The organism is Streptomyces sp. NPDC030838 (assembly GCF_055572035.1).
Genome location: NZ_JBVIED010000016.1, coordinates 60742 through 87511 on the forward strand (window position 1 = coordinate 60742; position 26770 = coordinate 87511).

Below are 26770 nucleotides of genomic sequence, written 5' to 3' on the forward strand. Positions count from 1 at the left end.
ACCGGATGCTGCTGCACGACATCGCGCTGATCTACGGGCGCTACGCCCGCCAGACCCTGCGCTCCCGCTTCGCGATGCTCTTCGGCGCGCTGATGCCGATGCTCTATCTGCTCTTCTTCGGACCGTTGCTGACCGATCTGCCGCTCGGCGGGGCGGGCAGCTCCTGGCAGGTGCTGGTGCCCGGGCTGCTGCTGCAACTCGGGCTGTTCGGCGCGCTGTTCGCCGGTTTCATGGTCATCATCGAGAACGGCCAGGGCGTCGTCGAGCGCATGCGCGTGACCCCGGTGAGCCGGCTCGCGCTGCTGCTGGGCCGGGTGCTGCGGGACGCCACCGTGTTCCTCTTCCAGGCGGTGCTGCTGGTGCTGGCCGCACTGGTGATGGGGCTGCGGGCGCCGCTGGCCGGTGTGCTGATCGGCTTCGGCTTCGTCGCCCTGCTGACCGTGTCGCTCGCCTCGCTGTCGTACGCGCTGGCGATGAAGGTGCGTAGCCCGCAGGAGTTCGGGCCGCTGATCAATGCCGTCAGCATGCCCTCGATGCTGCTGTCCGGCCTGATGCTCCCGATGAGCCTCGGACCGGCGTGGCTGGACGTGCTCTCCCACCTGGTGCCGTTCCGTTATCTGGTGGACGCGATGCGCGACGCCTACGTCGGGCGGTACGCGACCGCGCACATGCTGTACGGCGTCCTGGTCGCCGTCGGTCTCACCGCGCTGTCCGTGACCGTGGGCACACGGGTCTTCCGTACCGCCGGGGGCCAGCCGTAACTACGCTGGCCGCATGGTCAATCTGACGCGCATCTACACCAGGACCGGCGACCAGGGCACCACCGCCCTCGGCGACATGAGCCGGGTCGCCAAGACCGACCTGCGGATCTCCGCGTACGCCGACGCCAACGAGGCGAACGCGGTGATCGGCACGGCGATCGCGCTGGGGAACCTGGAGGAGGAGATCGTCAAGGTCCTCACCCGCGTGCAGAACGACCTGTTCGACGTGGGCGCGGACCTGTCGACGCCGGTGGTGGAGAACCCCGAGTACCCGCCGCTGCGGGTGGAGCAGTTCTACATCGACCGGCTGGAGGCGGACTGCGACCGCTTCAACGAGCGGCTGGAGAAGCTGCGCTCCTTCATCCTCCCCGGCGGCACCCCGGGAGCGGCCCTCCTCCACCAGGCCTGCACGGTCGTCCGCCGGGCCGAGCGCTCGACGTGGGCGGCGATGGAGGTCCACGGCGAGACGATGAACCCGCTCACCGCGACCTACCTCAACCGGTTGTCGGACCTACTGTTCATCCTGGCGCGGACGGCCAACAAGGGCGTCGGGGACGTGCTCTGGGTCCCGGGCGGGGAGCGCTGACCCCGCGGGCGCCTTCTTCGGCCAGATGAAGTAGGCCAGCGCGACCAGGCCGTGGATGCCGGCGGCCCGCAGCGCCGCCCACTGGAAGGCGCGCAGCGACGAGATGTCGCCGTCGTCACCGACGTACCAGACCGCGCCCTGGAGCAGCGCGCAGGCCACGGCCGCGGCGAGCAGCGTACGCAGCCAGAGGCGGGCCTCGTGCCGGGCCCGGGGCAGGCCGTAGCGCGGGGCGCCCACCGGCTTCGGCGCCCCGGCGAGGCGGTGCGCGGCGTGGCCGTCCAGCCAGCGGATGGTGTAGTGGCCGTAGGCCACCGTGAAGCCGATGTACAACGCCGCCAGGCCGTGCTCCCAGCTCGGCTCGGCGCCGTTCTTCAGGTCGATCGCCGTCGCCACGAACAGCACCAGCTCCAGGACCGGCTCGCACAGCAGCAGCGCCACGCTCGTCCGGCGCCACTTCAGCAGGTAGCGGACGGCGAGGCCCAGCGCCAGCAGCACCCAGAAGCCGACCTCACAGGCGATGATCAACGCGACGATCACGACATGCTCCCTTCGGTCACCCTTCCAGGCTCCCGGCGAAAGCGGCGCCGATCGTCGTCGGCGGTGACGAACTCGCGGTACATCGAAAGATGCAGTCGCGGACCGTTCCCGGGCATCAGGCGGGCGCGGCGGGTGCCGTGTTGGATAAGGGCATGGCCGTACGACTCCCCCGCCCGCACCGCTTCGACGTGTACGTCGCGCTGGCCGGACTGCTCGGGGGGCTGCTGCTGTGGGGCGCCCAGCTCTTCCCGCGGCGTGCCGAGGACGGGCTCGTCCTGTGGTCACCCGCGTGGGCGGCGCTCGTGCCGCTCGCGGTGACGGCGGGCTGCGAGCTGCTGCGCCGGACGATGCCGCGCACCGGACTGCTGATCGGCGTCCTCGCGCTGACCGCCGACACGATCACACGCGGCAGCGTCGTCACGGTGATCATGTTCACCGACCTGGTGTACGCGGCCGTCCTCTACGGCACCGCCGCCTCCGCCCGGCGCATCCCCTGGATCACCGGGCTGCTCACGGTGGCGGGCGCGGTGGTGCCGCTGGCGGTCTGGCGGATCCCGGAGTCGCTGCTGATCGGCGTCGGCGTCGGGGTGGTCTCCCTCGCGCCCGCCTCCACCGGCTGGGTGGTACGCAATCACCGTGAGGCCGCCGAGGCCGCCCGGCTGCGCGCCGAGCAGACCGCCCTGCTCGCCGAGATGGACCGCGCCCAGGCGGTCGGCGCCGAGCGCGCCCGGATGGCGCGCGAGCTGCACGACATGGTCGCCAACCATCTGTCGGCGATCGCCATCCACTCCACGGCCGCGCTGTCCCTCGACGACCCGGACACCACCCGGAAGGCCCTCGGGGTCATCCGCGAGAACAGCGTCGAGGGACTGGCCGAGATGCGCCGCCTCATCGGCATCCTCCGGGACGCCGGCGCAGAGACCGAGCCGTCCGCCGCGCCTACCCTCGACGGCCTGGGCGCGCTGGTCGACACGGCCCGCGCCAACGGCCTCGACGTCACCCTGGACGCCGCCTGCGACCGCGTGCCCGCGCCGGTGGAACTGGCCGCCTACCGCATCGTGCAGGAGTCCCTGACCAACGCCCTCAAGCACGCCGGCCCCGGCCGCGTCACCGTCACCCTCGCCCAGCGGGACGGCTCCCTCGCCATCACCGTGACCAGCCCCTACGGCGACCGGGACGCGCCCCGGGCGCCCGGCTCGGGGGCCGGACTGGTCGGTATGCGGGAGCGGGCCACGCTGCTGCGCGGCACGCTGGAGGCCGGACCCGAGGACACGGCGGACGGCAAGATCTGGGCCGTACGCGCGACACTTCCCACCGACGAAGGAGACCCCGCATGATCCGCGTCCTGGTCGCCGAGGACCAGTCCGCCGTCCGCGCCGGGCTGGTGCTCATCCTGGGCAGCGCCCCCGACATCGAGGTGGTCGGCGAGGCGGCGGACGGGGAGCAGGCGGTGGCGCTGGCCCGGGAGCTGCGGCCCGACCTGGTGCTGATGGACGTACAAATGCCGCGTCTTGACGGGGTGTCGGCGACGCGGAAGGTCGTCGAGGAAGGGCTCGCCGACGTTCTCGTGCTGACCACCTTCGACCTCGACGAGTATGTGTTCGGGGCGTTGCGGGCCGGGGCGGCCGGCTTTCTGCTGAAGAACACCGAGGCCGGGGATCTGCTCGACGCGGTACGGACGGTGGCGCGCGGCGAGGGGCTCATCGCCCCGGCCGTGACCCGGCGTCTCATCGCCGAGTTCGCCGCCCGGCCCGTGCGCGAGCCGAAGGCCGATCCGGCGGTGCTGGAGCAGCTGACGCGGCGGGAGCGCGAGGTGCTGTCGTGTCTGGGACAGGGGCTGTCGAACGCGGAGATCGCGGGGCGGCTCGACATGGCGGAGGCGACGGTGAAGACGCACGTCAGCCGGTTGCTGGGGAAGCTGGAGCTGCGCAGCCGGGTGCAAGCCGCCGTACTGGCGCAGGAGTTGGGGATCTGACGGGGTTACCGGCGGGTGGCCGGGGTAGTGGTCCAGACCTATTGACCTATGGTCCAGACCTTTCTATTCTCGCGGCACCGTGGGCGTGAAGGCTCAGTCACGCCCGCCCCCGACATCCCCACAAAGGAGGCGCAGCATGCGCTTCAGACACAGAGCCGCGGCAGGGTTCGCGACCCTGTTGCTCCCCTTCGCCGGACTGGTCGGGCTCGCGAGCCCCGCCCAGGCCGCAACCGAAGCCACCGCCACCTACACCAAGGCCTCGGACTGGGGCACCGGCTTCGAGGGCAAGTGGACGGTGAAGAACACCGGCACCACGACCATCAGCTCGTGGACGGTCGAGTGGGACTTCCCCTCCGGTACGTCCGTCACCTCCGGCTGGGACGCCGACATCACGTCCTCCGGAAACCACTGGACCGCCAAGAACAAGTCCTGGAACGGCACCCTCGCCCCCGGCGCCTCGGTCTCCTTCGGCTTCAACGGCACCGGCACCGGCTCCCCCGCCAACTGCAAGCTCAACGGCGGCAGTTGTGACGGCGGCCCGAGCGTCCCCGGCGACAACCCGCCGAGCGCTCCCGGCACCCCGACCGCCTCCTCCGTCACCGACACCTCGGTGAAGCTCACCTGGAGCGCGGCCACCGACGACAAGGGCATCAAGAACTACGACGTGCTGCGCGGCGGCACCAAGGTCGCCACCGTCACCGGAACGAGCTACACGGACACCGGCCTCACCGCCGGCACCGATTACTCGTACACCGTCCAGGCCCGCGACACCGCCGACCAGACCGGACCGGTCAGCGGCGCGGTCGCCGTCCGCACCACCGGCGGCTCCACCGACCCCGGCCCGCAGCCCGGCTCCAAGGTCAACCTCGGCTACTTCACCGAGTGGGGCGTCTACGGCCGCAACTACCACGTCAAGAACCTGGTGACCTCCGGCTCCGCCGCGAAGATCACCCACATCAACTACGCGTTCGGCAACGTCAAGAACGGCCAGTGCGTCCTGGACGACGCCTACGCCGCCACCGACAAGGCCTACACCGCCGACCAGTCCGTCAGCGGCGTCGCCGACACCTGGGACCAGCCGCTGCGCGGCAACTTCAACCAGCTGCGTCAGCTGAAGGCCAAGTACCCGCACATCAAGGTGCTGTGGTCGTTCGGCGGCTGGACCTACTCCGGCGGCTTCGGCCAGGCCGCGGCCAACGCCACCGCCTTCGCCAAGTCCTGCAAGGCCCTGGTCGAGGACCCGCGCTGGGCCGATGTCTTCGACGGCATCGACATCGACTGGGAGTACCCGAACGCCTGCGGTCTGACCTGCGACACCTCCGGCCCGGCCGCGTTCAGGACCCTGATGCAGGCACTGCGCACCGAGTTCGGCTCGAACTACCTGGTCACCGCCGCCATCACCGCGGACGGTTCGTCCGGCGGCAAGATCGACGCGGCCGACTACGGCGGCGCCGGCCAGTACGTCGACTGGTACAACGTGATGACGTACGACTACTTCGGCGCCTGGGACAAGACGGGCCCGACCGCCCCGCACTCCCCGCTCACGTCGTACACCGGCATCCCGAAGGCCGGCTTCAACTCCGCCGACGCGATCGCCAAGCTCAGGGCCAAGGGCGTCCCGGCGGCCAAGCTGCTGCTCGGCATCGGCTTCTACGGCCGCGGCTGGACCGGTGTCACCCAGTCCGCCCCCGGCGGCACCGCCACCGGCGCGGCGACCGGCACCTACGAGGCCGGCATCGAGGACTACAAGGTGCTCAAGACGGCCTGCCCGGCCACCGGCACCATCGCCGGCACGGCGTACGCGCACTGCGGCACCAACTGGTGGTCCTACGACACCCCGGCCACCATCGGCACCAAGATGACCTGGGCCAAGAACCAGGGCCTCGGCGGAGCCTTCTTCTGGGAGTTCAGCGGCGACACCGGCAACGGTGAGCTGGTCTCCGCGATCAGCAACGGGCTGAAGTAACGGCCTTACTCACGCGACATTGACGCGCTGACCGGGCGGGGCTGCCTCAAGCCACGCGAGGAAACCGGTCAGCGCGTCTTCGCTCATGGCCAGCTCGAGGCGGGTGCCCCGGTGCAGACAGGCGAGGACCACCGCGTCGGAGAGCAGCGCCAGCTCCTCCTCGCCCTCGGGCAGCCGGCGGCCCAGCACCTCGATCGCCGAGCGCTCCAGCACCCGGCGCGGGCGGACGGCGTAGGAGAAGACCCGGAACCACTCGACGCGGTCGCCGTTGTAGCGGGCCACCCCGTAGGCCCAGCCCTTGCCGCTGGTGTCGCCCGGCTCGGGGGCGTCCCAGCGCAGGGAGCAGTCGAAGGTGCCGCCGGAACGCTGGATGAGTCTGCGGCGCAGACCGAAGACGAACAGCCCCAGCACCACGAGGGCGACGACGATTCCGCACACAGTCAGAGCGAGGACCATCGGCACCGACCTCCTCGTCTCCTAGGTAACGGAACGGAAAAAACCTCTATATCTGCCTCAGCCGCGGCCGGCTCCGGATTGCTCCGGTGCCGACCGCGGCTGAGTGACGTCACTACTCGGCGCTCCCCCAGAGCCTAGACGGCCCGGGAGGGACCCTCGGGGTCAGCGCGCCGCCGCCGCACGCAGTCGGACGTCCGCGCGGCGCTGGGCGGCTTCGTCGCCCTCCGCCTTCGCGCGCTCCAGCTCCTGCTGTGCGCGCTGGACATCGATCTCGTCCGACAGCTCGGCCACCTCGGCCAGCAGGGACAGCTTGTTGTCCGCGAACGAGATGAAACCGCCGTGCACCGCGGCGACGACCGTTCCACCATCACTCGTACGGATGGTCACCGGGCCCGACTCCAGCACACCGAGCAGCGGCTGGTGACCGGGCATGACGCCGATGTCGCCGGACGTGGTGCGCGCGACGACCAGGGTGGCCTCGCCGGACCAGACCTCTCGGTCGGCCGCGACCAGCGCGACGTGCAGCTCAGCAGCCAAGGTTGGCTCCTCGGGTCACCACCCGGCGGGTCTGCCGGGTGTTGGTTACAAGTCTAATGGGCGTGGCAGAGGGGGCGGGACGTGCCCGCCCCCTCATGACTCAGGCAGCTGCCCGGGTCAGGAGACGCCCAGCTCCTTCGCGTTCTTCTTCAGGTCCTCGAGACCACCGCACATGAAGAACGCCTGCTCCGGGAAGTGGTCGAACTCGCCGTCGCAGATCGCGTTGAACGCGGCGATCGACTCGTCCAGCGGCACGTCCGAACCGTCCACGCCGGTGAACTGCTTGGCGACGTGGGTGTTCTGGGACAGGAAGCGCTCCACGCGACGGGCACGGTGGACGACGAGCTTGTCCTCCTCGCCCAGCTCGTCGATACCGAGGATCGCGATGATGTCCTGGAGGTCCTTGTACTTCTGCAGGATGTTCTTCACGCGCATGGCCGCGTTGTAGTGGTCCTGCGTGATGTAGCGCGGGTCCAGGATCCGGGACGTGGAGTCCAGCGGGTCCACGGCCGGGTAGATGCCCTTCTCGGAGATCGGACGGGACAGAACCGTCGTCGCGTCGAGGTGGGCGAAGGTGGTGGCCGGGGCCGGGTCGGTCAGGTCGTCCGCGGGGACGTAGATCGCCTGCATCGAGGTGATCGAGTGACCACGGGTCGAGGTGATGCGCTCCTGGAGGAGACCCATCTCGTCGGCCAGGTTCGGCTGGTAACCCACCGCGGAGGGCATACGGCCGAGCAGGGTCGACACCTCGGAACCGGCCTGGGTGAAGCGGAAGATGTTGTCGATGAAGAACAGCACGTCCTGCTTCTGCACATCGCGGAAGTACTCCGCCATGGTCAGACCGGCCAGGGCCACGCGCAGACGGGTGCCCGGGGGCTCGTCCATCTGGCCGAAGACCAGCGCGGTCTTGTCGATGACGCCCGACTCGCTCATCTCGTCGATGAGGTCGTTGCCCTCACGGGTGCGCTCACCGACACCGGCGAACACCGACACACCGTCGTGGTTGTTGGCGACGCGGTAGATCATCTCCTGGATGAGCACCGTCTTGCCGACGCCGGCGCCGCCGAACAGACCGATCTTGCCGCCCTTGACGTACGGGGTCAGCAGGTCGATGACCTTGACGCCGGTCTCGAACATCTCGGTCTTCGACTCGAGCTCGTCGAAGTTCGGGGCCTTGCGGTGGATGGACCAGCGCTCGCCGTCGTACTTCTCGTCGACGTTCAGCACCTCACCGAGGGTGTTGAACACCTTCCCCTTGGTGAAGTCGCCGACCGGGACGGTGATGCCGTCGCCGGTGTCGACGACCGGGGCCTGGCGGACCAGACCGTCGGTCGGCTGCATCGAGATCGCGCGGACCAGGCCGTCACCCAGGTGCTGGGCGACCTCCAGGGTCAGCGTCTTCTTCTCGCCGGCGTTGGCCGGGTCGGCCACCTCGACGTGAAGCGCGTTGTAGATCTCCGGCATCGCGTCGACGGGGAACTCCACGTCGACGACCGGGCCGATGACCCGCGCGACGCGGCCCGTCGCCGTGGCCGTCTGAGCAGTGGTGGTCATTACTTGTCACTCCCCGCGGTCGCGTCGGCCAGGGCGCTCGCGCCACCGACGATCTCGCTGATTTCCTGGGTGATTTCGGCCTGGCGGGCCGCGTTGGCAAGACGGGAGAGCGTGTTGATCAGCTCGCCCGCGTTGTCGGTGGCCGACTTCATCGCGCGCCGCGTGGCGGCGTGCTTCGAAGCGGCCGACTGGAGCAGCGCGTTGTAGATCCGGCTCTCGACGTACCGCGGCAGCAGTGCGTCGAGGACGTCCTCGGCCGACGGCTCGAAGTCGTACAGCGGCAGGATCTCGCCCTTGGTGGCGGTCTCCTGCGCGACCTCGTCGAGGCTGAGCGGCAGCATGCGCTTGTCGATCGCCGTCTGCGTCATCATCGAGACGAACTCGGTGTAGACGATGTGGAGCTCATCCACGCCGCCGTCCGCCGTGTCCTTCTGGATGGCCTCGATCAGCGGGGCCGCGACCTTCTTGGCGTCCGCGTACGACGGCTCGTCGGTGAACCCGGTCCACGACTCCGTGATCGCACGCTCACGGAAGTTGTAGTGGGCGACACCGCGCCGGCCGACGATGTACACGTCGACCTGCTTGCCCTCGCGCTCCAGCCGTTCGGTCAGCTGCTCCGCCGCCTTGATGGCGTTGGAGTTGAACGCGCCGGCCAGACCGCGGTCGCTGGTCAGCAGCAGCACCGCGGACCGGGTGACGGTCTCGGCGGCCGTGGTCAGCGGGTGCTTGGTGTTCGAGCCGGTGCCGACCGCGGTGACCGCGCGGGTCAGTTCTTCCGCGTACGGCGTGGAGGCCGCCACCTTGCGCTGCGCCTTGACGACGCGCGAGGCGGCGATCATCTCCATCGCCTTCGTGATCTTCTTGGTCGCGGTGACGGATCGGATGCGACGCTTGTAGACCCGGAGCTGGGCTCCCATGAGTCAGGTCCCTTCCTTACGTCACTTGGAGGCGCTGGTCGCCTTCGGAGCGGCCGGAGCTTCCTCGCCGAGCAGCTTGCCGTCCGAGGTCTCGAACTGCTTCTTGAACTCCGCGATGGCGTCGGCGACGGCGGTGAGCGTGTCGTCGGACATCTTGCCGCCCTCCTTGATGGAGGTCATGAGGCCCTGCTCCTTGCGGTGCAGGTAGTCGAGCAGCTCGCGCTCGAAGCGGCGGATGTCGGCGACCGGGACGTCGTCCATCTTGCCGGTGGTGCCGGCCCAGACGGAGACGACCTGGTCCTCGGTGGCCATCGGCTGGTACTGGTCCTGCTTCAGCAGCTCGACCATGCGCTGACCGCGCTCCAGCTGCGCCTTGGACGCGGCGTCCAGGTCGGAACCGAAGGCGGCGAACGCCTCCAGCTCACGGAACTGGGCGAGGTCCACGCGCAGACGGCCGGAGACCTGCTTCATCGCCTTGTGCTGCGCGGAACCACCGACTCGGGAGACGGAGATACCGACGTTCAGCGCGGGGCGCTGACCGGCGTTGAACAGGTCCGACTCCAGGAAGCACTGGCCGTCGGTGATGGAGATGACGTTGGTCGGGATGAACGCCGAGACGTCGTTGGCCTTGGTCTCGACGATCGGCAGACCGGTCATCGAGCCGGCACCCATGTCGTCGGAGAGCTTGGCGCAGCGCTCCAGCAGGCGGGAGTGCAGGTAGAAGACGTCACCCGGGTAGGCCTCACGGCCCGGCGGGCGGCGCAGCAGCAGGGACACGGCGCGGTAGGCGTCGGCCTGCTTCGACAGGTCGTCGAAGATGATCAGGACGTGCTTGCCCTCGTACATCCACTGCTGGCCGATGGCCGAGCCGGTGTAGGGGGCGAGGTACTTGAAGCCGGCCGGGTCGGACGCCGGGGCGGCGACGATGGTCGTGTACTCCAGCGCGCCGTTCTCCTCCAGCGCGCGGCGGACCGACGCGATGGTGGAGCCCTTCTGGCCGATGGCGACGTAGATGCAGCGGACCTGCTTCTTCGGGTCGCCGGAGCGCCAGTTGTCACGCTGGTTGATGATCGTGTCGACGGCCAGGGCGGTCTTGCCGGTCTGGCGGTCACCGATGATCAGCTGACGCTGACCGCGGCCGATCGGGGTCATGGCGTCGACGGCCTTGTAGCCGGTCTCCATCGGCTCGTGCACCGACTTGCGCTGCATGACCGTGGGGGCCTGCAGCTCGAGGGCGCGGCGGCCGGACGTCTCGATCTCGCCGAGGCCGTCGATCGGGTTGCCGAGCGGGTCGACGACGCGGCCGAGGTAACCCTCGCCCACCGCGACGGAGAGGACCTCGCCGGTGCGCGTGACCGGCTGACCCTCCTCGATGCCGCTGAACTCACCGAGGACGATGGCGCCGATCTCGCGCTCTTCCAGGTTGAGCGCGAGGCCGAGGGTGCCGTCCTCGAACTTCAGCAGTTCGTTGGCCATGGCCGAGGGAAGACCCTCGACCTTCGCGATGCCGTCGCCGGCAAGGGTGACCGTACCGACCTCCTCGCGCGAGGCCGCGTCCGGCTTGTACGACTGGACAAAGTTCTCCAGCGCGTCCCGGATCTCCTCCGGCCGGATCGTGAGCTCCGCCATCTGGGTTCCCTGCTCTCCTTGTTGGGCCCGAAGTTTCACTTTGGGGGTCTGGGGGCGACCCCCAGGAATCCTCTGCACGGCCCAACCAGGGCCGTAAGTACGTACTGCGTGTTCAGTTGCCGCGGCTGTCGCGTCGCGGTCAGCCGGCCAGCCGGCGTTCGGCGTCGCCGATACGGTCCGCGAGGGAGCCGTTGATGACCTCGTCGCCGACCTGCACCCGGATCCCGCCGAGGACCGCCGGGTCCACGTCCAGGTTGAGGTGCATCTGGCGGCCGTAGAGCTTCGCGAGGGCGGCGCCCAGGCGCTGCTTCTGCGTGTCGCTCAGCGGTACCGCCGAGGTGACGACGGCGACCATGCGGTCCCGCCGGTCGGCGGCGAGCTTGGACAGGGACTCCAGTCCCGCTTCCAGGCTACGTCCCCGCGGCGCGGTCACAAGGCGCGTCACCAGACGCTCGGTGGTCGCGGCTGCCCGGCCGCCGAGCAGGCTGCGCAGCAGCTCGCTCTTGGCCGCCTTGGACGCGGCGCGGTCGGTCAGCGCGGCGCGCAGCTCGGTGGAGGAGGCGACGATCCGGCCGAACCGGAACAGCTCGTCCTCGACGTTGTCGAGCGTGCCCGCCTGCTGGGCGGCGGTGAGGTCGGCGGTGTTCGCCAGTTCCTCCAGCGCGTCCACCAGGTCGCGCGACTGCGACCAGCGGGAGCGCACCATGCCGGACAGCAGGTCCGCGGTCTCGCCGCCGACCTGGCCGCCGATCAGCCGCTGGACCAGCTCGGCCTTGGCCTCACCGGCCTGCGCCGGGTCGGTGAAGACCCGACGCAGCGACACCTCGCGGTCGAGCAGCGCGGTGACGGCGGCCAGCTCGTCGGCGAGCCGTCCGGCGTCCACGGACGTGTTGTCCGTCAGCGCGTCGAGACGCTCACGTGCGGCTGCCAGGGCCTCGCGGCTCGCTCCGTTCATCGGCCGGCCTCTGCCTTCTCCTCGAGCTCGTCGAGGAAGCGGTCGATGACACGGCTCTGCCGGGCGTGGTCCTCGAGGGACTCACCGACGAGCTTGCCGGCCAGGTCGGTGGCCAGCTTGCCGACGTCCTGGCGCAGCGCGGACGCGGCGGCCTTGCGGTCGGCCTCGATCTGGGCGTGACCGGCGGCCACGATCTCCTCACGCTGCCGCTGGCCTTCCGCACGCATCTCGGCGATGAGAGCGGCGCCCTGCTCCTGCGCCTCCTGACGCAGTCGCGCGGCCTCGTGACGGGCCTCGGCGAGCTGGGCCTTGTACTGCTCAAGGACGCTCTGGGCCTCGGTCTGCGCGGCCTCGGCCTTCTCGATACCGCCCTCGATGGCCTCGCGGCGCTCTTCCAGAACCTTGTTGATGTTCGGGAGGAGCTTCTTGGCGAGGAAGCCGAAGACGATGACGAAGGCGAGCAGGCCGATGACGAGCTCAGGGATCGGCGGGATGAGGGGGTTCTCCGCCGCCCCCTCGGTCGCCGCCAGAATGAGCTGCTGGCTCATGTCGTTGCCTTTCGTCTGGATTGCTGGTCGTCAGCCTGAAGTGATCAGGAGCCGTAGACGAACGGCATAACCAGACCGATCAGGGCGAGCGCCTCACAGAACGCGAAGCCCAGGATCTGGTTGGCACGGATCAGGCCGGCGGCCTCGGGCTGACGGGCCAGGGCCTGCGTGCCGTTACCGAAGATGATGCCGACGCCCACGCCGGGGCCGATGGCGGCAAGGCCGTAGCCGATGGAGCCGAGGGCCTTGAGGTCACCGGTGACAGCGGCAAGAGTAGACATGCCAGTTCTTCCTTCTCTTTCAAGGACCGGTGGGGGTTGGCCACCGGACGTCTGCGGGGGTTTCGAAGAGGCGGGTGCTCAGTGGTGCTCGGCGAGCGCGCCCTGGATGAAGGTGCAGGTCAGGAGCACGAAGACGTACGCCTGAAGGGCCTGTACGAACAGCTCGAAGGCCGTCATGACGATGACCATGATGAACGAGACGCCGGCGTAGGCGATGCCGATGCCGTTCAGCAGGTACCAGCTGGCGATGGTGAAGAGCAGCAGCAGGGTGTGGCCCGCGAACATGTTCGCGAAGAGTCGCACCGCGTGCGTGAAGGGACGGACCAGCAGGTTCGAGAAGAACTCGATGACCATGGCCAGCGGCAGAACCGGGCCGAGCTCCTTGTTGTAGCCCGTGAAGTTCTTGAAGGCGCCCACGAAACCGTGCCGCTTGAAGGTCAGCGAGACCCACAGGATGTAGACGATCAGAGCGAGCACCGCCGGGTAGGCGATGATCGAGGTGACCGGGAACTGGGCGACCGGGATGATCGACCACAGGTTCATCATCCAGATGAAGAAGAACAGCGAGACGACCAGCGGGACGTACTTCTCGCCTTCCTTCTTGCCGATGGTCTCGTAGACGACGCCGCGCCGGATGAAGTCGTAGCCGAACTCGGCGACCATCTGGAGCTTGCCCGGGACGACCTTCGGCTTGCGGAAAGCAGCCCAGAAGAAGCCGATCACGACGATGGAGCCGAGCAGCGCCAGCAGCATCGTCTTGTTGAAGTACAGGTTGCTGTCCGCGTCGCCCCAGAGGGGCTCGAACAGGAACGAGTGCAGGCCGGGAGCCGGGAAGCCACAGCCGTCGAAGATGTGGCAGTCGGTCTCGAAGGCGAGCACCTGCGTCGGGTCAGCACTCACCGCGGGCTCCTTCAGCGTGGCGCATAGGTACGGCAACCTCGTTGTGTCGGCGCGGCGCGCGGCCGCGGTTCGGCACTGGACTGGTGTTTCTGGTGTGGGGGCGGCGGTTCGGCGTCGAGCCTCGCGATGGAACAGGCGTCAGCTCGGATGCCCGCGCCCGCAGTGCCGCAGTTGGCACCGGACGATAGCAGCTTGTCGAACGCGTCTTTATCCCGGCCCTACCCCTCACGACGACGGGCCCGTCTTCTCGGGCTTGCTGCCCTCGGAGGAGTCCGGTTCGACGTAAAGGATCTTCGACTTCATGTGCGCGACCGTCTGCGAGCCGATCCACACCAGGGTGGTCGCGATCAGCGTGAACGCGAAGGCCCGCGGATTGAACAGCGATGTGTTCTTGAAGGCGGCGAGGAAGATGAACAGCAGCAGGATCTGAGCCGCGTAGAGCATCAGGCCCATCGCCTGGAACAGGTGCGGAAGCGATTTGGCAGTGCGCTGGAGCACGTACAGGCCGAGGCCCATGAAGAGGATCGTCACCAGGGCGGCCACGCCGGAGCCCAGGGCACCCTTGCCGCCGGCCACCACTCCGCTGACGACGGCGGCTACAGCGCCGACGGCAGCTGTGGGCACAGCGGCCTGGGCCAGGATCCGGACGTCGTTGGACGGCATGGCGGCAACTCCGCTTTCAAAGGGGGCAGGGGTGTCGTCATGGACGAGCGTAGTCCCGGGGTGAGAGAGAGCCTCACGCCAAGGGACCGTCGCACTACGGTCCTTCGGCTCTATCCGGGGTTCTCGTGAACGGTATCACAAACTATTTGATGAGGTCTTTACCTGGTGGGTGTGCTGGCTGTCACACATGAGAGTGACCCTGCGCGTCTGTGCAAAAACCGCGCCCACTTGTCTGGTATTGGGGCGGTTCGCTCCCCCATGACTTGGCAATGCTCTAGTCAGATTCTTACCTTGGCAGCCGCGAACGGGGTCCCACGGCCGTCGCGCCGTTGACACCGGACACCCCGGCGGCCACAGGAGTACGGGTCTCCTCCTCGGCCGGGGCCTCCGCGAGGGGCTGCGAGGACGTCACGATGACCTTGCGGCGCCGGTAGCGCGGCGGCACGAAGCGCTCCGCCCAGATCGGGGCGCGCGGCGTGAAGCGCGGCAGCAACAGCAGGACGAGGCCGATCGCGCTCAGTACCACCACACCGAGCACGATCCACATGGACGCGCTGTTCACGGAGTACGCCAGCGCGCCGAAGGCGATCAGCGCCGACCAGAAGTACATGATCAGCACCGCGCGGCTGTGCGAGTGCCCGATCTCCAGCAGCCGGTGGTGCAGATGGCCGCGGTCCGCCGCGAACGGCGACTGGCCGCGCCAGGTACGGCGCACGATCGCCAGGATCAGGTCGGCCGCTGGGATCGCGATGATGGTCAGCGGCAGCAGCAGCGGGATGTAGACGGGCACCGTCTGGTGCACGGCCTCCTTCTCGGAGCCGGCGAACAGCTTCAGCGCGTCCGGGTCGACCTGCCCCGTGATGGAGATGGCGCCGGCGGCGAGCACCAGGCCGATCAGCATCGAGCCGGAGTCGCCCATGAAGATCCGCGCCGGGTGCATGTTGTGCGGCAGGAAGCCCAGGCACATGCCCATCAGGATCGCCGCGAACAGGGTGGCCGGGGCGGCGGCCTCGATGCCGTAGGACACCCAGACCCGGTAGGCGTAGAGGAAGAACGCGGCCGACGCGATGCACACCATGCCCGCCGCGAGGCCGTCCAGGCCGTCGACGAAGTTGACCGCGTTGATGGTGATGACGACGAGCGCGACCGTCAGCAGGGTGCCCTGCCACTGGGTCAGCGCGACGGAGCCGACGCCCGGGATGGGCAGCCACAGGATCGTCAGACCCTGCATGACCATGACGCCGGCGGCGATCATCTGGCCGCCCAGCTTGATCAGGGCGTCGATCTCGAACTTGTCGTCCAGGACGCCGATCAGCCAGATGAGGGCGGCCCCGGAGAGCAGGGCGCGCGGTTCGTTGGAGTTCTCGAAGACCGTGCCGAGGTTGGTGAGGTGGTCGGCGACCAGCAGACCGGCGCACAGCCCGAAGAACATCGCGATACCGCCGAGCCGCGGAGTCGGTTCCCGGTGCACATCCCGGGCCCGGATCTCCGGCATCGCTCCCGCCACGATCGCGAACTTCCGCACCGGCCCTGTCAGCAGGTACGTCACCGCGGCCGTGATGCAGAGCGTCAGCAGGTATTCACGCACGGGCTTCCCCACAGGTCTCGCTGGCCATCTCAGCCCCACACCCTAGCGAGGGACGCATATGTGTGGGGACTTACGGGTAGCGACGATGGTTGCACGGGTGGCTGTGCACGGAAGACCGCCTACCCTCGCTCAGCCCGGATACGGCGGAAATCGGCCCGTCAGCTCCCGCACTTCTTCACGCACGGCCTTGGCCCGCTGCGGCTCCCGCAGCGCGGTGGCGAGCAGGACGGCGATCCGCGCCATCTCCAGGTCTCCCATGCCCTGCGTGGTCACGGCCGCCGTGCCCAGCCGCAGCCCGCGCACATCGCCGTGCGGCAGGGCGCAGCAGTCCAGGATCATCCCGGCGCCGGCGAGCAGCCCTCGGGCGGTGCGGCCGTCCACGCCGAGCGGGGACGGGTCGGCGGTGATGAGGTGCGTGTCGGTGCCGCCGGTCGTGACCACCAGGCCCTCGGCGGTCAGCCCCGCCGCGAGAACCCTCGCATTGGCGACCACCTGATGGGCGTACGCGGTGAACGCCGGTGTTGCCGCCTCGCCGAACGCGACGGCCTTCGCGGCGATCGTGTGCATCTGCGCGCCGCCCTGAGTGAACGGGAAGACGGCCCGGTCGACCCGCTCGGCCAGTTCGCTCCCGCACAGGATCATTCCGCCGCGCGGACCGCGCAGCACCTTGTGGGTGGTGGCGCAGACGACATCGGCGTACGGCACCGGACTGGGCGCCACTCCCCCGGCGACCAGCCCGATGGGATGGGCTGCGTCGGCGATCAGATACGCCCCGACCTCGTCGGCGATCTCGCGGAAGAGCGCGTAGTCGAGATGCCGGGGGTAGGCGATGGACCCGCACACGATCGCCTTGGGCCGGTGACTGCGGGCCAGGGCGCGCACCTGCTCGTAGTCGACGAGCCCGGTCTCGCCGTCGACGCCGTAGCCGACGAAGTCGAACCAGCGGCCGGAGAAGTTGGCGGGCGAGCCGTGCGTGAGATGGCCGCCGTACGGCAGTCCGAGGGCGAGCACGGTGTCGCCGGGCCGCAGCAGCGCGGCGTACGCGGCGAGCACGGCGGACGAGCCGGAGTGCGACTGCACGTTGGCGTGCTGGGCCCCGAACAGGGCCTTCGCCCGGTCGACGGCGATCCGCTCGGCCACATCGACGATCTCGCATCCCCCGTGGTACCGCGCCCCCGGATACCCCTCCGCGTACTTGTTGGCGAGCGGTGAGCCGAGCGCGGCCAGCACGGCGGGCGAGGTGAAGTTCTCCGCAGCGATCAGCTGGAGCGTCGTCGACTGCCGGTCCAGCTCCCCGAGCAGCAGCTCGGCCAGCTCGGGGTCCTGAGCGCGCAGGACGTCGGTCTCACGGGCAGGGGTGACCGTCATGGTGTGCTCCGGGCGTCGACGCTGACGTACGTCCAATGTAGGCCCGGCGCCCCTGTGCCGCCCTGCGACTACATCCGCGCGGGTACCCCCGTCAGCGCCGTCACCACCGGATCCAGTGCCTCGTGTTATCTCGTCGCCCACCGAGCGGAGGGTGGCGGGGGCCCATCCCCGACGCGTCACTCGCACCGCTCGGCCCTGGCGGGCCTCCCGGGCTTCGAGCCGCTGCGTCGGACTCCGTCCGCCGGCTCACCCCGCCGCATCACGCGCGAGCAGGTACCCCCGTCAGCGCCGTCACCACCGGATCCAGTGCCTCGTGTATCTCGTCGCCCACCGAGCGGAAGAACGGCAGCGGCGCCCCGTACGGGTCGTACACCTCGTCCGCCTCCGCCGTCGGGGCCAGCAGCCAGCCGCGCAGCGCGGCGGCGGCACGGACGAGGGCGCGGGCGCGCATGACGACGCCGTCCTCCAAGGGAGGGAGGGTGGCGGGGTCTATGGCCTTCACCAGGCGGGTGAACTCCTTGAGGGTGAAGGTGCGCAGGCCCGCGGAGTGGCCCATGGAGATGACCTGGGCGCGGTGGTCGCGAGTGGCGGTCAGGACCAGGTCGGCCATGATCACGTGCTCGTCCAGCAGCTCGCGGCCCACGAAGCCGGAGGCGTCCGCGCCGAAGTCGGCCAGCACGGTCTCCGCGTTGGCCTCCATGGGCGCGCCCTCGTGGCCCCAGGTGCCGGCGCTCTCCACGATCAGCCCGCCGCCCAGCACGCCGAGCCGCTGCGACACGAAGTGCCGGGTCAGCCGCTCGGTGATCGGCGAGCGGCACACATTGCCGGTGCTGACGTGGAGGATGCGGAAGGTGTCCCTCGGGAAACCGAAGGTCGTCGTCTCTTCCCCGCTGCCTATGCCACGCCCCGCCTCAGGGGCTGTCAATTCGCCACCTCGAGGTCGGGTACGACCTTCCGCAGCTCGTCCGCCGACAGCGCGCCCTCGCGCAGCAGCAGCGGCACCTCGCGGGTGACGTCGACGATCGAGGACGGCACATTGCCGGGCGTCGGGCCGCCGTCCAGGTAGACGGAGACGGAGTCGCCCAGCATCTCCTGCGCCGCGTCGCAGGTCTCCGGCGCCGGGTGGCCGGTCAGGTTGGCGGACGACACCGCCATGGGACCGACCTCGGTCAGCAGCTCGATGGCGACGGGGTGCAGCGGCATGCGGACGGCGACCGTGCCGCGGGTGTCCCCCAGGTCCCACTGGAGCGACGGCTGGTGCTTGGCGACCAGCGTGAGCGCGCCCGGCCAGAACGCGTCGACCAGCTCCCAGGCCAGCTCGGAGAAGTCCGTGACGAGGCCGTGCAGGGTGTTCGGCGAGCCGATGAGCACGGGCGTGGGCATATTGCGGCCCCGGCCCTTGGCCTCCAGCAGGTCACCGACGGCCTCCTTGGAGAACGCGTCCGCGCCGATGCCGTACACGGTGTCGGTCGGGAGGACCACCAGCTCGCCACGGCGGACGGCGGACGCGGCCTCACGCAGACCGGTCACGCGGTCGGTCGCGTCATTGGTGTCGTATCGCCGTGCCATATCAGCGGGCCTCCTCGTACACGTGCTTCAGAGAAAGAGTGGGGGTGGTGCTCACGGCAGTGCCTTGCGGGCCGTGGCGAACCGGGGGCGGTTGTTGAGGTCGGGGTGGTCGGCCGCGTCGGCCCACCCGCGTTCCTCGGTGAAGATCCACGGCACCTGGCCGCCCTGGGTGTCGGCGTGCTCGATCACGACGACGCCGCCGGGGCGCAGCAGCCGGTGCGCGGTGCGTTCCAGGCCGCGGATGAGGTCGAGGCCGTCCTCGCCGGAGAACAGGGCCATCTCGGGGTCGTAGTCCCGGGCCTCCGGGGCCACGTACTCCCACTCGGTGAGCGGGATGTACGGCGGGTTGGAGATGACCAGGTCGACCTGGCCGTCGAGGTCGGGGAAGGCGGTCAGCGCGTCACCCTGCCGCAGGTCGACGCGGGAGCCCTCCACGTTCTTGCGGGTCCACACCAGGGCGTCCTCGGACAGCTCCACGGCGTGCACCCTGGAGCGCGGCACCTCCTGGGCGAGGGCGAGCGCGATGGCGCCGGAGCCGGTGCACAGGTCGACGATGCACGGCTCGACCACGTCCATGGCGCGTACGGCGTCTATGGCCCACCCGACGACCGACTCGGTCTCGGGCCGCGGCACGAACACCCCGGGCCCGACCTGGAGTTCCAGGTACCGGAAGAAGGCGCGGCCGGTGATGTGCTGGAGCGGCTCGCGCTGTTCCCGGCGCGCGACGACCTCCCAGTAGCGGGCGTCGAAGTCGGCGTCCTTCACGGAGTGCAACTCGCCCCGCTTCACGCCGTGCACGAACGCGGCGAGCTCCTCCGCGTCGGTGCGCGGCGAGGGCACGCCGGCGTCGGCCAGCCGCTGGGTGGCCTGGGCCACCTCCGCGAGCAGCAGGTTCACGCTCGTCCTCCGTGTGGGTACTTGCTCGTACGTGCCTTACGCGGCTGCGAGCTTGGCGGCCGAGTCCGCGTCGACACAGGCCTGGATCACCGCGTCGAGGTCGCCGTCCAGGACCTGGTCAAGGTTGTACGCCTTGAAGCCGACGCGGTGGTCCGAAATCCGATTCTCCGGGAAGTTGTAGGTACGGATCTTCTCGGAGCGGTCGACGGTGCGGACCTGGCTGCGGCGGGCGTCCGCGGCCTCCCTCTCCGCCTCCTCCTGCGCCATGGCGAGCAGCCTGGAGCGCAGGATACGCAGTGCCTGCTCCTTGTTCTGCAGCTGGCTCTTCTCGTTCTGGCAGGAGGCGACGACTCCGGTCGGAATGTGCGTGATGCGCACCGCGGAGTCGGTCGTGTTCACGGACTGGCCGCCGGGGCCGGAGGACCGGTAGACGTCGATGCGGAGGTCGTTGGGGTTGATCTCCACGTCCACCTCCTCGGCCTCCGGGGTCACGAGGACACCGGCCGCCGAGGTGTGGATACGGCCCTGCGACTCGGTCGCCGGCACGCGCTGCACGCGGTGCACGCCGCCCTCGTACTTCAGCCGCGCCCACACGCCCTGACCGGGCTCGATCTGGCCACGGGCCTTCACGGCGACCTGGACGTCCTTGTAGCCGCCCAGCTCGGACTCGGTGGCGTCGATGATCTCGGTCTTCCAGCCGACCCGCTCGGCGTACCGCAGATACATGCGCAGCAGATCGCCGGCGAACAGCGCGGACTCGTCGCCGCCCGCGCCCGCCTTGATCTCCAGGATCACGTCCTTGTCGTCGCTGGGGTCGCGCGGGACGAGCAGCAGGCGCAGCTTCTCGGTCAGCTCCTCGCGCTGCTTCTCCAGCTCCTTGACCTCGGCCGCGAAGTCGGGGTCGTCGGCGGCGAACTCACGGGCGGTCTCGACGTCGTCGCCGGACTGCTTCCAGGAGCGGTACGTGGCGACGATCGGGGTCAGCTCGGCGTAGCGCTTGTTGAGCTTGCGCGCGTTGGCCTGGTCGGCGTGGACCGACGGGTCCGCGAGCTTCTTCTCCAGGTCGGCGTGCTCGGCGACGAGCTCCTCGACGGCCTCGAACATCTCTGGCTCCTGTGTCGTACGGGGGGTGAAGTGGGCGGCGACCAAAAACGCCGGTCCCGGCACGCCCGCGGAAGGGCGTGACCGTGGACCGGCGAAAAGGGGCTCGCTACTTCTTGGAGCCGGCGGCAGCCTTGCCGAAGCGGGCCTCGAAGCGGGCCACACGGCCACCGGTGTCGAGGATCTTCTGCTTGCCCGTGTAGAACGGGTGGCACTCGGAGCAGACCTCGGCCCGGATGGTGCCGGACGCGATGGTGCTACGGGTGGTGAACGACGCGCCGCAGGTGCAGCTGACCTGCGTCTCGACGTACTCGGGGTGGATGTCGCGCTTCAAGGTGTCTCCTAGTTTCGGGAGGGCGCCGGGTCGCTGCCGCGGGATGCGGGAGCGTGAACCGGAGCCGACGTACCAGTCTGCCAGGACTGGGGCCATCCCCCAAAACCGGGGGTGGCTGTTGTCTATTCCCTGCGGGCCGTCTGTGGCTGGTCGCGCCCACGCGGCGGAGCCGCATATCGATACAGCCCCGCGCCCCTTGGCTAGGTCACCACACCCTTGGCTTCGCCTGTTGCCGTTCCCTTCGTGGCCGACTTCGGGATCGGCTTGTCGTTCTTCAGGGCCGTCCAGACCTGCTGGGCCTTGGCTTCGGCCAGGAGGACGCGGTTGGGGTCCGCCGGGTCGTAGACGACCGGCATGGTGACCATGGTCATGTCGTCGGCGCCTATGCCCTTGAGGCCGCTCGCGAACGACATCAGGGAGTTCACCGAGCCCAGGTCGGAGTCGGTCGTCACGGTCTTCGTCGCGGTGTCGGCGAGGTCGTAGAGCTTCTTCGGGTTGCCGAAGAGATCGATGTCCCTGGCCTGGTTGAGCAGGGCCTTGAGGAAGGCCTGCTGGAGCTGGATGCGGCCGAGGTCGGAGCCGTCGCCGACGCCGTGGCGGGTGCGGACCAGACCGAGGGCCTGCTCGCCGTTGAGGCGGTGGGTGCCGGCCTTGAGGTCGAGGTGGCTGTCGGGGTCCTTGATGTCCTGCGTGGTGGTGACCTCGACGCCGCCCAGCTCGTCGATCAGGTTCTGGAAGCCGCTGAAGTCGACCTCGACGTAGTGGTCCATGCGGATGCCGGTCAGCGTCTCGACGGTCTTCACCGCGCAGGCGGCGCCGCCGGTGGAGTACGCGGAGTTGAACATCACCTCGGAGGCGGCCGGGTAGGTGTCGCCGTCCGTGTCGGTGCAGGCCGGGCGGTCGATGAGGGTGTCGCGGGGGATGGAGACCACGCTGGCCTTCTTGTGGCCCTCGTAGACGTGCACGATCATCGCGGTGTCCGAGCGGGCGCTGCCGTCGTCGGCGCCGCCGCCGAGCTTCCGGTTGCTGCCGGAGCGGGTGTCCGAGCCGAGGACCAGGATGTTCTGCGAGCCGTTGTCGACCTTGGTGGGGCGGTCGGTGCCGAGGGCCTGGTCGATGTCGACGCTCTTGAGGTTGCCGTTGAGCTTGAAGTAGACGTACCCGACGCCGGTGCCGCCGAGGACGACGATGCCCGCCGCGGTCCAGGCCGTGATCATCAGCCCCTTGCGGCGCTTGCCCCGGGGCTTGCGGCGACGGCCCTTGGCGCGGTGGCGTGGGCCGCTGGTGCCGGGCTCGCCCGGTATGCCGGGCTCCGGCGTGCTCTGGGCAGACATGTGCTCCTCGGCTCTCGTCGGTCGGTTACCCCCTGCGGTGGCGGTCAGACTCGGTCGTAGGCACGACCCCGTACCGCTCCATCGTCGCCCCGCCGGGTCAGACGGGGAAACTCGGCACAGGGTTGCATGACGCACTGTGCCCACCCGGGGTCCGGGTGGGCACGGTGCGTAGCGGTGGCGAGGGGACGGATCCGCCTGTCACCTGCGATTTCAGCCGAAGATGTCGTACTGCTTGAAGTCGGTCCCGACCGAGATCCTTGTGGCGAAGATCTCGCTCGTGGCCTTGCCGGTGCCCTTGTAGAGGTAGAGCGTGCCGCCGGGCGTACGGGCCAGGAAGTCGGCCCGGCCGTCGCCGGTGACGTCACCGACCGCGTCGAAGGCGTTGTACGTCGAGCTGCTCCAGGTGCGGACCTTGATCCGGGTGGCGAACGCGCCGGTGCCCGCCTTGCCGGTGCCCTTGTAGAGGTACACGTAGCCGTTGGTCTTGGCGCGGGCGATCAGGTCGGTCTTGCCGTCGCCGGTGAAGTCGCCGTGGCCGCGCAGGGAGTTGTACTGGTTCCAGCCGGAGCCGACCTTGACCCGGGTGGCGAAGGAGCCGTTGCCCTGGCCGGGGTAGATCCACAGCACGCCGGCCGAGTCGACCGAGAGCAGGTCGGGCAGGTAGTCGCCGGTGACATCGCCCGGGGTGACGATGCGGGTGCGGGTCTGCCAGTTGTCGGCGAGCCGCTGGGTGGCCCAGGAGTTGCTGGAGCGCACGTAGTGGGTCCAGAAGACGTCGCCGTCGCTGCTGCGGCGGTAGACGAGGTCCTGGTAGCCGTCCCGGTCCAGATCGGTCTGCAGGACCAGGTTCACTCCGGCCCAGCTGCCCCAGGTCTCCCGGGCCGCGAACGAGGTGCCGTTGGAGTTCTTGGAGTAGCCGGTCTGCGTGGCGGCGTTGCGCAGCCACAGGTCGGCCTTGTGGTCGCCGTTGACGTTGGTGTCGTCGAGGCGCGGATAGGCGGCGCCGACATAGGTGCTGACCTTGGTGAAGACGCTGTAGGCGCCCTTGGCGACACAGTCCTCCACACCCCAGGAGACGATGCCGACGATCCGGTTGTTCACCACCAGCGGGCCGCCGGAGTCGCCGTTGCAGGCGGTGGTGGTGCCGCTGTCGCTGCCGGTGGCGGGCTTGCCCGCGCACACCATGTGGCCCTTGATGAAGGCCGAGCCGTAGGCGGCCGCGCAGGTGGTGTCGGACTGGACGGGCAGCGTGGCCGTCTTCAGCGTCTCCGAGATGTTGTCGTTCGTGGAGCTGGTCCGGCCCCAGCCGTAGACCTTCGCGCTGGTCCCGGCGGCGTACGAGGCGGTGTCCCCGGACGTCGTCATGCGGATCGGCGTCGCCTTGACCGCGTACGGCAGGGTCAGGACGGCGAGGTCGGCGTCGGTGGTCGCCGGGCGGTACGACGGGTGGTTCCACTGCCGCCAGACGCCGCTGAGGCTGCCCCCGTGCAGGTCGGTGATGTTGCCCTGGTCGTCGACGGTCGGCAGCTGCGCGGTGCCGGTGATGATCGAACCGTGGTTGTGCCAGTCGTACCCGGCGACACAGTGCGCGGCGGTGAGGATCTTCGTCGGCGCGACCACCGCCCCGCCGCAGAAGAAGCCGACGTCGTCGGACTTGTCGGCGGTGCCCTTGTCGTCGCCGTACCAGAGCTGCGCCATCCACGGCGCGGAGGTGATGGTCGTCGTGCTACCGCCGATGATCATCGCGTCGACGGTCGATTCGGTGGTCCCGGAGCTGTACGACGACTTGCTCAGGCTCTCGCCGGCGGTGTCGTCCCCGGCGACCGCGGTGACGACCCGCCGCTCCAGCTCGGCGGCCGACGGTGAGCTGGTGACGGGCTTGACGGCGGGCTGCGGCAACGGCGTCGCCGCGTCCGCGGAGCTGGTCAGCAGCGCGGCGGCGACAGCGGCGGCGACCCCGGCCGCGGAGACGGGCAGCGCGATACGTATCCGACGTCTGTGACGACCGCCGGACGTGGTCGTGGACAAGAAGGTCCCCCCAGAGGTGCATGAGTGAGAAGAGGCGAGCTGATACGCCCCTTCCCCTCAGCGCCAAAAGGCCGGTCCTCGTCACTGACGTGACGAGGACCGGCCTCTAAGGGGCGCGGGGCTGTATCAATATGCGGCTCCGCCGCGTGGGCGCGACAAGCCACACACAACCCGCAGCCAACCGACGACCTGGTCGGTCAACGGCGATCAGTCACCGTTTCCCGGCGCGGGCGTAGTCTTCTGGATCTGCATCAGGAACTCGACGTTCGACTTGGTCTGCTTCATCTTGTCGAGCAGCAGCTCGATCGCCTGCTGCTGGTCAAGCGCGTGCAGCACCCGCCGCAGCTTCCAGACGATGCCCAGCTCCTCGGCCCCGAGCAGGATCTCTTCCTTACGGGTACCGGAGGCGTCCACGTCGACCGCCGGGAAGATCCGCTTGTCCGCGAGCTTCCGGTCGAGCTTCAGCTCCATGTTGCCGGTGCCCTTGAACTCCTCGAAGATCACCTCGTCCATGCGGGACCCGGTGTCCACCAGGGCGGTGGCGAGGATGGTCAGCGAACCGCCGTCCTCGATGTTCCGCGCCGCACCGAAGAAGCGCTTCGGCGGGTACAGCGCGGTCGAGTCGACACCACCGGACAGGATGCGGCCGGAGGCGGGCGCCGCCAGGTTGTACGCACGGCCCAGACGCGTGATCGAGTCGAGCAGCACGACCACGTCGTGACCCAGCTCCACGAGGCGCTTGGCGCGCTCGATGGCCAGCTCGGCGACCGTCGTGTGGTCCTCGGCCGGGCGGTCGAAGGTCGAGGAGATGACCTCGCCCTTGACCGACCGCTGCATGTCGGTGACCTCTTCCGGACGCTCGTCGACGAGGACGACCATCAGGTGGCACTCGGGGTTGTTGTGCGTGATCGCGTTGGCGATCGCCTGCATGATCATGGTCTTACCGGTCTTCGGCGGGGCCACGATCAGACCGCGCTGGCCCTTACCGATCGGCGAGACCAGGTCGATGATGCGGGTGGTGAGCACGCCCGGGTCGGTCTCCAGACGGAGCCGGTCCTGCGGGTACAGCGGCGTCAGCTTGTTGAACTCCGGCCGCCCACGCCCGTGTTCGGGCGCCATGCCGTTGACGGAGTCGAGCCGCACGAGCGCGTTGAACTTCTCGCGCCGCTCGCCTTCCTTCGGCTGGCGGACCGCACCGGTGATGTGGTCACCCTTGCGCAGGCCGTTCTTGCGGACCTGGGCGAGGGAGACGTACACGTCGTTCGGACCGGGCAGGTAGCCGGACGTGCGGATGAAGGCGTAGTTGTCGAGGATGTCCAGGATGCCCGCGACCGGGATCAGGACGTCGTCCTCGGCGATCTGCGGCTCCTGCACGTCGTCGCGGCCACGACGGCCACGGCGGTCGCGGTAGCGGCCGCGACGGCCACGGCGGCCGCCCTCGAAGTCGTCCCCGTCCTCATCGGCCCGCTGCCGGTCCTGCCGGTCCTGGCGGCCCTGCTGCTGGCTCTGCTGCTGGCGCTGGCCGCCCTGACCCTGCTGGTCGTCGCCCTTGCGGCGGTCGCGGTCCCGGCCGCGCTCGCGGCGGTCGCGGCGGCGGCCCTCGCCGCCCTCACCGGCGTCGCCCTGCGGCTGCTGCTGCGCGGGGGTCTCGGCCTTCGGCTCGCTCTTCGCCTCGGCGGCGACCGTCTCGGGGGCGGCGGCAGCGGGGGCACCGGCCTCGGCGGTGGCACGGCGGCGACGGCGCTCGGCGGGGGCGTCGTCGGAGGCCGGCTGGCCGGGGATCTCGATCTGCTGCTGGGCCACGGCCTTCTCGGCCGGGGCCTCGGACTTCTCCGCCTTCTTCGGCGCGGCGGATTCCTCACCCGTACGGGCCTTGGAGGTGGCGCGGCGCTTGGGCTTGGTCTCGGTGGCGGTCTCGGCCTTGGCCGGGGCGCCCCCGGCGGCCTGCGCCTCCTTGATGACCTCGATCAGCTGGCTCTTGCGCATGCGCGCGGTGCCCCTGATTCCGAGGCCGGATGCGACCTGCTGCAGCTCGGCCAGCACCATGCCCTCGAGGCCGGTACCGCGGCGCCGCCGGGAGCCGGCACCGGTGGCAGGCGCGGAGGCGTCCGTGGCGGGCGCGGCAGCGGTCTCCTCGACACGTGCGCCCATCAGATCGGTGGTGTCGCTCACGAAGGGTCCTTCCCTGGAGCGGACGTCGGCCTGTCTGGCTCGGCGACCGGTTGTGCTGTCCGGCTTCGGTCCTTGCTCTGTGAACCGTGCCGGGGCGGTGGTCCGCCTAAGCGG

The 26770-nt window shown here is 69.6% G+C and carries 26 protein-coding genes; 5 read left to right on the plus strand and 21 right to left on the minus strand.

Features of this window, described 5'->3' with window-relative positions; all coding sequences use genetic code 11:
• Positions 1 to 5 precede the first annotated feature (5 nt).
• Complete coding sequence (locus ACZ42A_RS32360) at positions 6 to 761, plus strand: ABC transporter permease (RefSeq protein WP_468530865.1); 756 nt, start codon at positions 6 to 8, stop codon at positions 759 to 761.
• Between the two features lie 13 nt (positions 762 to 774).
• Positions 775 to 1347, plus strand: coding sequence for a cob(I)yrinic acid a,c-diamide adenosyltransferase (locus ACZ42A_RS32365; RefSeq protein ID WP_468530866.1), 573 nt, complete (start codon positions 775 to 777; stop codon positions 1345 to 1347).
• On the opposite strand, the gene ACZ42A_RS32370 is transcribed toward ACZ42A_RS32365, so the two are convergent.
• On the minus strand, positions 1273 to 1884 hold the full coding sequence (locus ACZ42A_RS32370) for a hypothetical protein (RefSeq protein ID WP_468530867.1): 612 nt from the start codon (positions 1882 to 1884) through the stop codon (positions 1273 to 1275). The two genes, ACZ42A_RS32365 and ACZ42A_RS32370, sit on opposite strands and share 75 nt — an antisense overlap.
• 152 nt (positions 1885 to 2036) lie before the next feature.
• Here ACZ42A_RS32370 and ACZ42A_RS32375 point away from each other — a divergent pair, with 152 nt between their 5' ends.
• The 3 genes from ACZ42A_RS32375 (at position 2037) to ACZ42A_RS32385 (ending at position 5825) form a co-directional block, all read left to right on the plus strand.
• Entirely contained in the window at positions 2037 to 3221 is a 1185-nt protein-coding gene (locus tag ACZ42A_RS32375) for a sensor histidine kinase (protein WP_468530868.1), read from the plus strand.
• On the plus strand, positions 3218 to 3859 hold the full coding sequence (locus tag ACZ42A_RS32380; RefSeq protein WP_468530869.1) for a response regulator: 642 nt from the start codon (positions 3218 to 3220) through the stop codon (positions 3857 to 3859). Before ACZ42A_RS32375 ends, ACZ42A_RS32380 begins: the two co-directional genes overlap by 4 nt.
• 136 nt (positions 3860 to 3995) lie before the next feature.
• A complete protein-coding gene (locus ACZ42A_RS32385; protein WP_468530870.1) occupies positions 3996 to 5825 on the plus strand; it encodes a glycosyl hydrolase family 18 protein in 1830 nt (609 codons plus the stop codon).
• 9 nt (positions 5826 to 5834) lie between these two features.
• Here ACZ42A_RS32385 and ACZ42A_RS32390 read toward each other — a convergent pair whose 3' ends face one another.
• The 20 genes from ACZ42A_RS32390 to rho all read right to left on the minus strand — a co-directional run bounded on the left by ACZ42A_RS32390 (position 5835) and on the right by rho (position 26656).
• Positions 5835 to 6281 (minus strand): DUF2550 domain-containing protein, encoded by a 447-nt coding sequence (locus ACZ42A_RS32390; protein ID WP_468530871.1) that lies wholly within the window; start codon positions 6279 to 6281, stop codon positions 5835 to 5837.
• A gap of 162 nt (positions 6282 to 6443) precedes the next feature.
• Positions 6444 to 6818: a F0F1 ATP synthase subunit epsilon gene (locus ACZ42A_RS32395; RefSeq protein ID WP_166002312.1), complete on the minus strand. Its 375-nt coding sequence runs from the start codon at positions 6816 to 6818 to the stop codon at positions 6444 to 6446.
• Between the two features lie 117 nt (positions 6819 to 6935).
• A complete protein-coding gene (gene atpD / locus ACZ42A_RS32400) occupies positions 6936 to 8372 on the minus strand; it encodes a F0F1 ATP synthase subunit beta (RefSeq protein ID WP_468530872.1) in 1437 nt (478 codons plus the stop codon).
• Positions 8372 to 9289 (minus strand): F0F1 ATP synthase subunit gamma, encoded by a 918-nt coding sequence (locus ACZ42A_RS32405; protein ID WP_468530873.1) that lies wholly within the window; start codon positions 9287 to 9289, stop codon positions 8372 to 8374. Before ACZ42A_RS32405 ends, atpD begins: the two co-directional genes overlap by 1 nt.
• A gap of 21 nt (positions 9290 to 9310) precedes the next feature.
• Entirely contained in the window at positions 9311 to 10918 is a 1608-nt protein-coding gene (gene atpA, locus ACZ42A_RS32410; protein ID WP_468530874.1) for a F0F1 ATP synthase subunit alpha, read from the minus strand.
• A 139-nt stretch (positions 10919 to 11057) separates the two neighbouring features.
• Complete coding sequence (locus ACZ42A_RS32415) at positions 11058 to 11873, minus strand: F0F1 ATP synthase subunit delta (RefSeq protein WP_468530875.1); 816 nt, start codon at positions 11871 to 11873, stop codon at positions 11058 to 11060.
• Positions 11870 to 12421 (minus strand): F0F1 ATP synthase subunit B, encoded by a 552-nt coding sequence (locus ACZ42A_RS32420; RefSeq protein ID WP_468530876.1) that lies wholly within the window; start codon positions 12419 to 12421, stop codon positions 11870 to 11872. The genes ACZ42A_RS32415 and ACZ42A_RS32420 overlap by 4 nt, the downstream gene beginning before the upstream one ends.
• Positions 12422 to 12465: 44 nt before the next feature.
• On the minus strand, positions 12466 to 12702 hold the full coding sequence (locus tag ACZ42A_RS32425; RefSeq protein ID WP_030042676.1) for an ATP synthase subunit c family protein: 237 nt from the start codon (positions 12700 to 12702) through the stop codon (positions 12466 to 12468).
• A 78-nt stretch (positions 12703 to 12780) separates the two neighbouring features.
• Positions 12781 to 13602: a F0F1 ATP synthase subunit A gene (gene atpB, locus ACZ42A_RS32430; RefSeq protein ID WP_468530877.1), complete on the minus strand. Its 822-nt coding sequence runs from the start codon at positions 13600 to 13602 to the stop codon at positions 12781 to 12783.
• 225 nt (positions 13603 to 13827) lie between these two features.
• Positions 13828 to 14265, minus strand: a complete 438-nt coding sequence (locus ACZ42A_RS32435) for a hypothetical protein (protein ID WP_468530878.1) — start codon at positions 14263 to 14265, stop codon at positions 13828 to 13830.
• Between the two features lie 286 nt (positions 14266 to 14551).
• A complete protein-coding gene (locus ACZ42A_RS32440; RefSeq protein WP_468530879.1) occupies positions 14552 to 15853 on the minus strand; it encodes an MraY family glycosyltransferase in 1302 nt (433 codons plus the stop codon).
• 129 nt (positions 15854 to 15982) lie between these two features.
• Positions 15983 to 17221: a serine hydroxymethyltransferase gene (locus tag ACZ42A_RS32445; RefSeq protein ID WP_468530880.1), complete on the minus strand. Its 1239-nt coding sequence runs from the start codon at positions 17219 to 17221 to the stop codon at positions 15983 to 15985.
• 259 nt (positions 17222 to 17480) lie between these two features.
• Complete coding sequence (locus ACZ42A_RS32450; protein WP_468530881.1) at positions 17481 to 18146, minus strand: arsenate reductase/protein-tyrosine-phosphatase family protein; 666 nt, start codon at positions 18144 to 18146, stop codon at positions 17481 to 17483.
• Complete coding sequence (locus tag ACZ42A_RS32455) at positions 18143 to 18790, minus strand: L-threonylcarbamoyladenylate synthase (RefSeq protein ID WP_468530882.1); 648 nt, start codon at positions 18788 to 18790, stop codon at positions 18143 to 18145. Before ACZ42A_RS32455 ends, ACZ42A_RS32450 begins: the two co-directional genes overlap by 4 nt.
• Before the next feature lie 51 nt (positions 18791 to 18841).
• On the minus strand, positions 18842 to 19687 hold the full coding sequence (prmC, locus tag ACZ42A_RS32460) for a peptide chain release factor N(5)-glutamine methyltransferase (protein ID WP_468530883.1): 846 nt from the start codon (positions 19685 to 19687) through the stop codon (positions 18842 to 18844).
• A 36-nt stretch (positions 19688 to 19723) separates the two neighbouring features.
• Positions 19724 to 20791: a peptide chain release factor 1 gene (prfA, locus tag ACZ42A_RS32465; protein ID WP_468530884.1), complete on the minus strand. Its 1068-nt coding sequence runs from the start codon at positions 20789 to 20791 to the stop codon at positions 19724 to 19726.
• Positions 20792 to 20897: 106 nt separating this feature from the next.
• Positions 20898 to 21122: a 50S ribosomal protein L31 gene (gene rpmE, locus ACZ42A_RS32470; protein ID WP_030944953.1), complete on the minus strand. Its 225-nt coding sequence runs from the start codon at positions 21120 to 21122 to the stop codon at positions 20898 to 20900.
• Between the two features lie 200 nt (positions 21123 to 21322).
• Positions 21323 to 22456 (minus strand): LCP family protein, encoded by a 1134-nt coding sequence (locus ACZ42A_RS32475; RefSeq protein ID WP_468530885.1) that lies wholly within the window; start codon positions 22454 to 22456, stop codon positions 21323 to 21325.
• Positions 22457 to 22666: 210 nt separating this feature from the next.
• Complete coding sequence (locus ACZ42A_RS32480; RefSeq protein ID WP_468530886.1) at positions 22667 to 24484, minus strand: trypsin-like serine protease; 1818 nt, start codon at positions 24482 to 24484, stop codon at positions 22667 to 22669.
• 207 nt (positions 24485 to 24691) lie between these two features.
• Positions 24692 to 26656, minus strand: a complete 1965-nt coding sequence (gene rho, locus ACZ42A_RS32485; protein ID WP_468530887.1) for a transcription termination factor Rho — start codon at positions 26654 to 26656, stop codon at positions 24692 to 24694.
• Positions 26657 to 26770 lie beyond the last annotated feature (114 nt).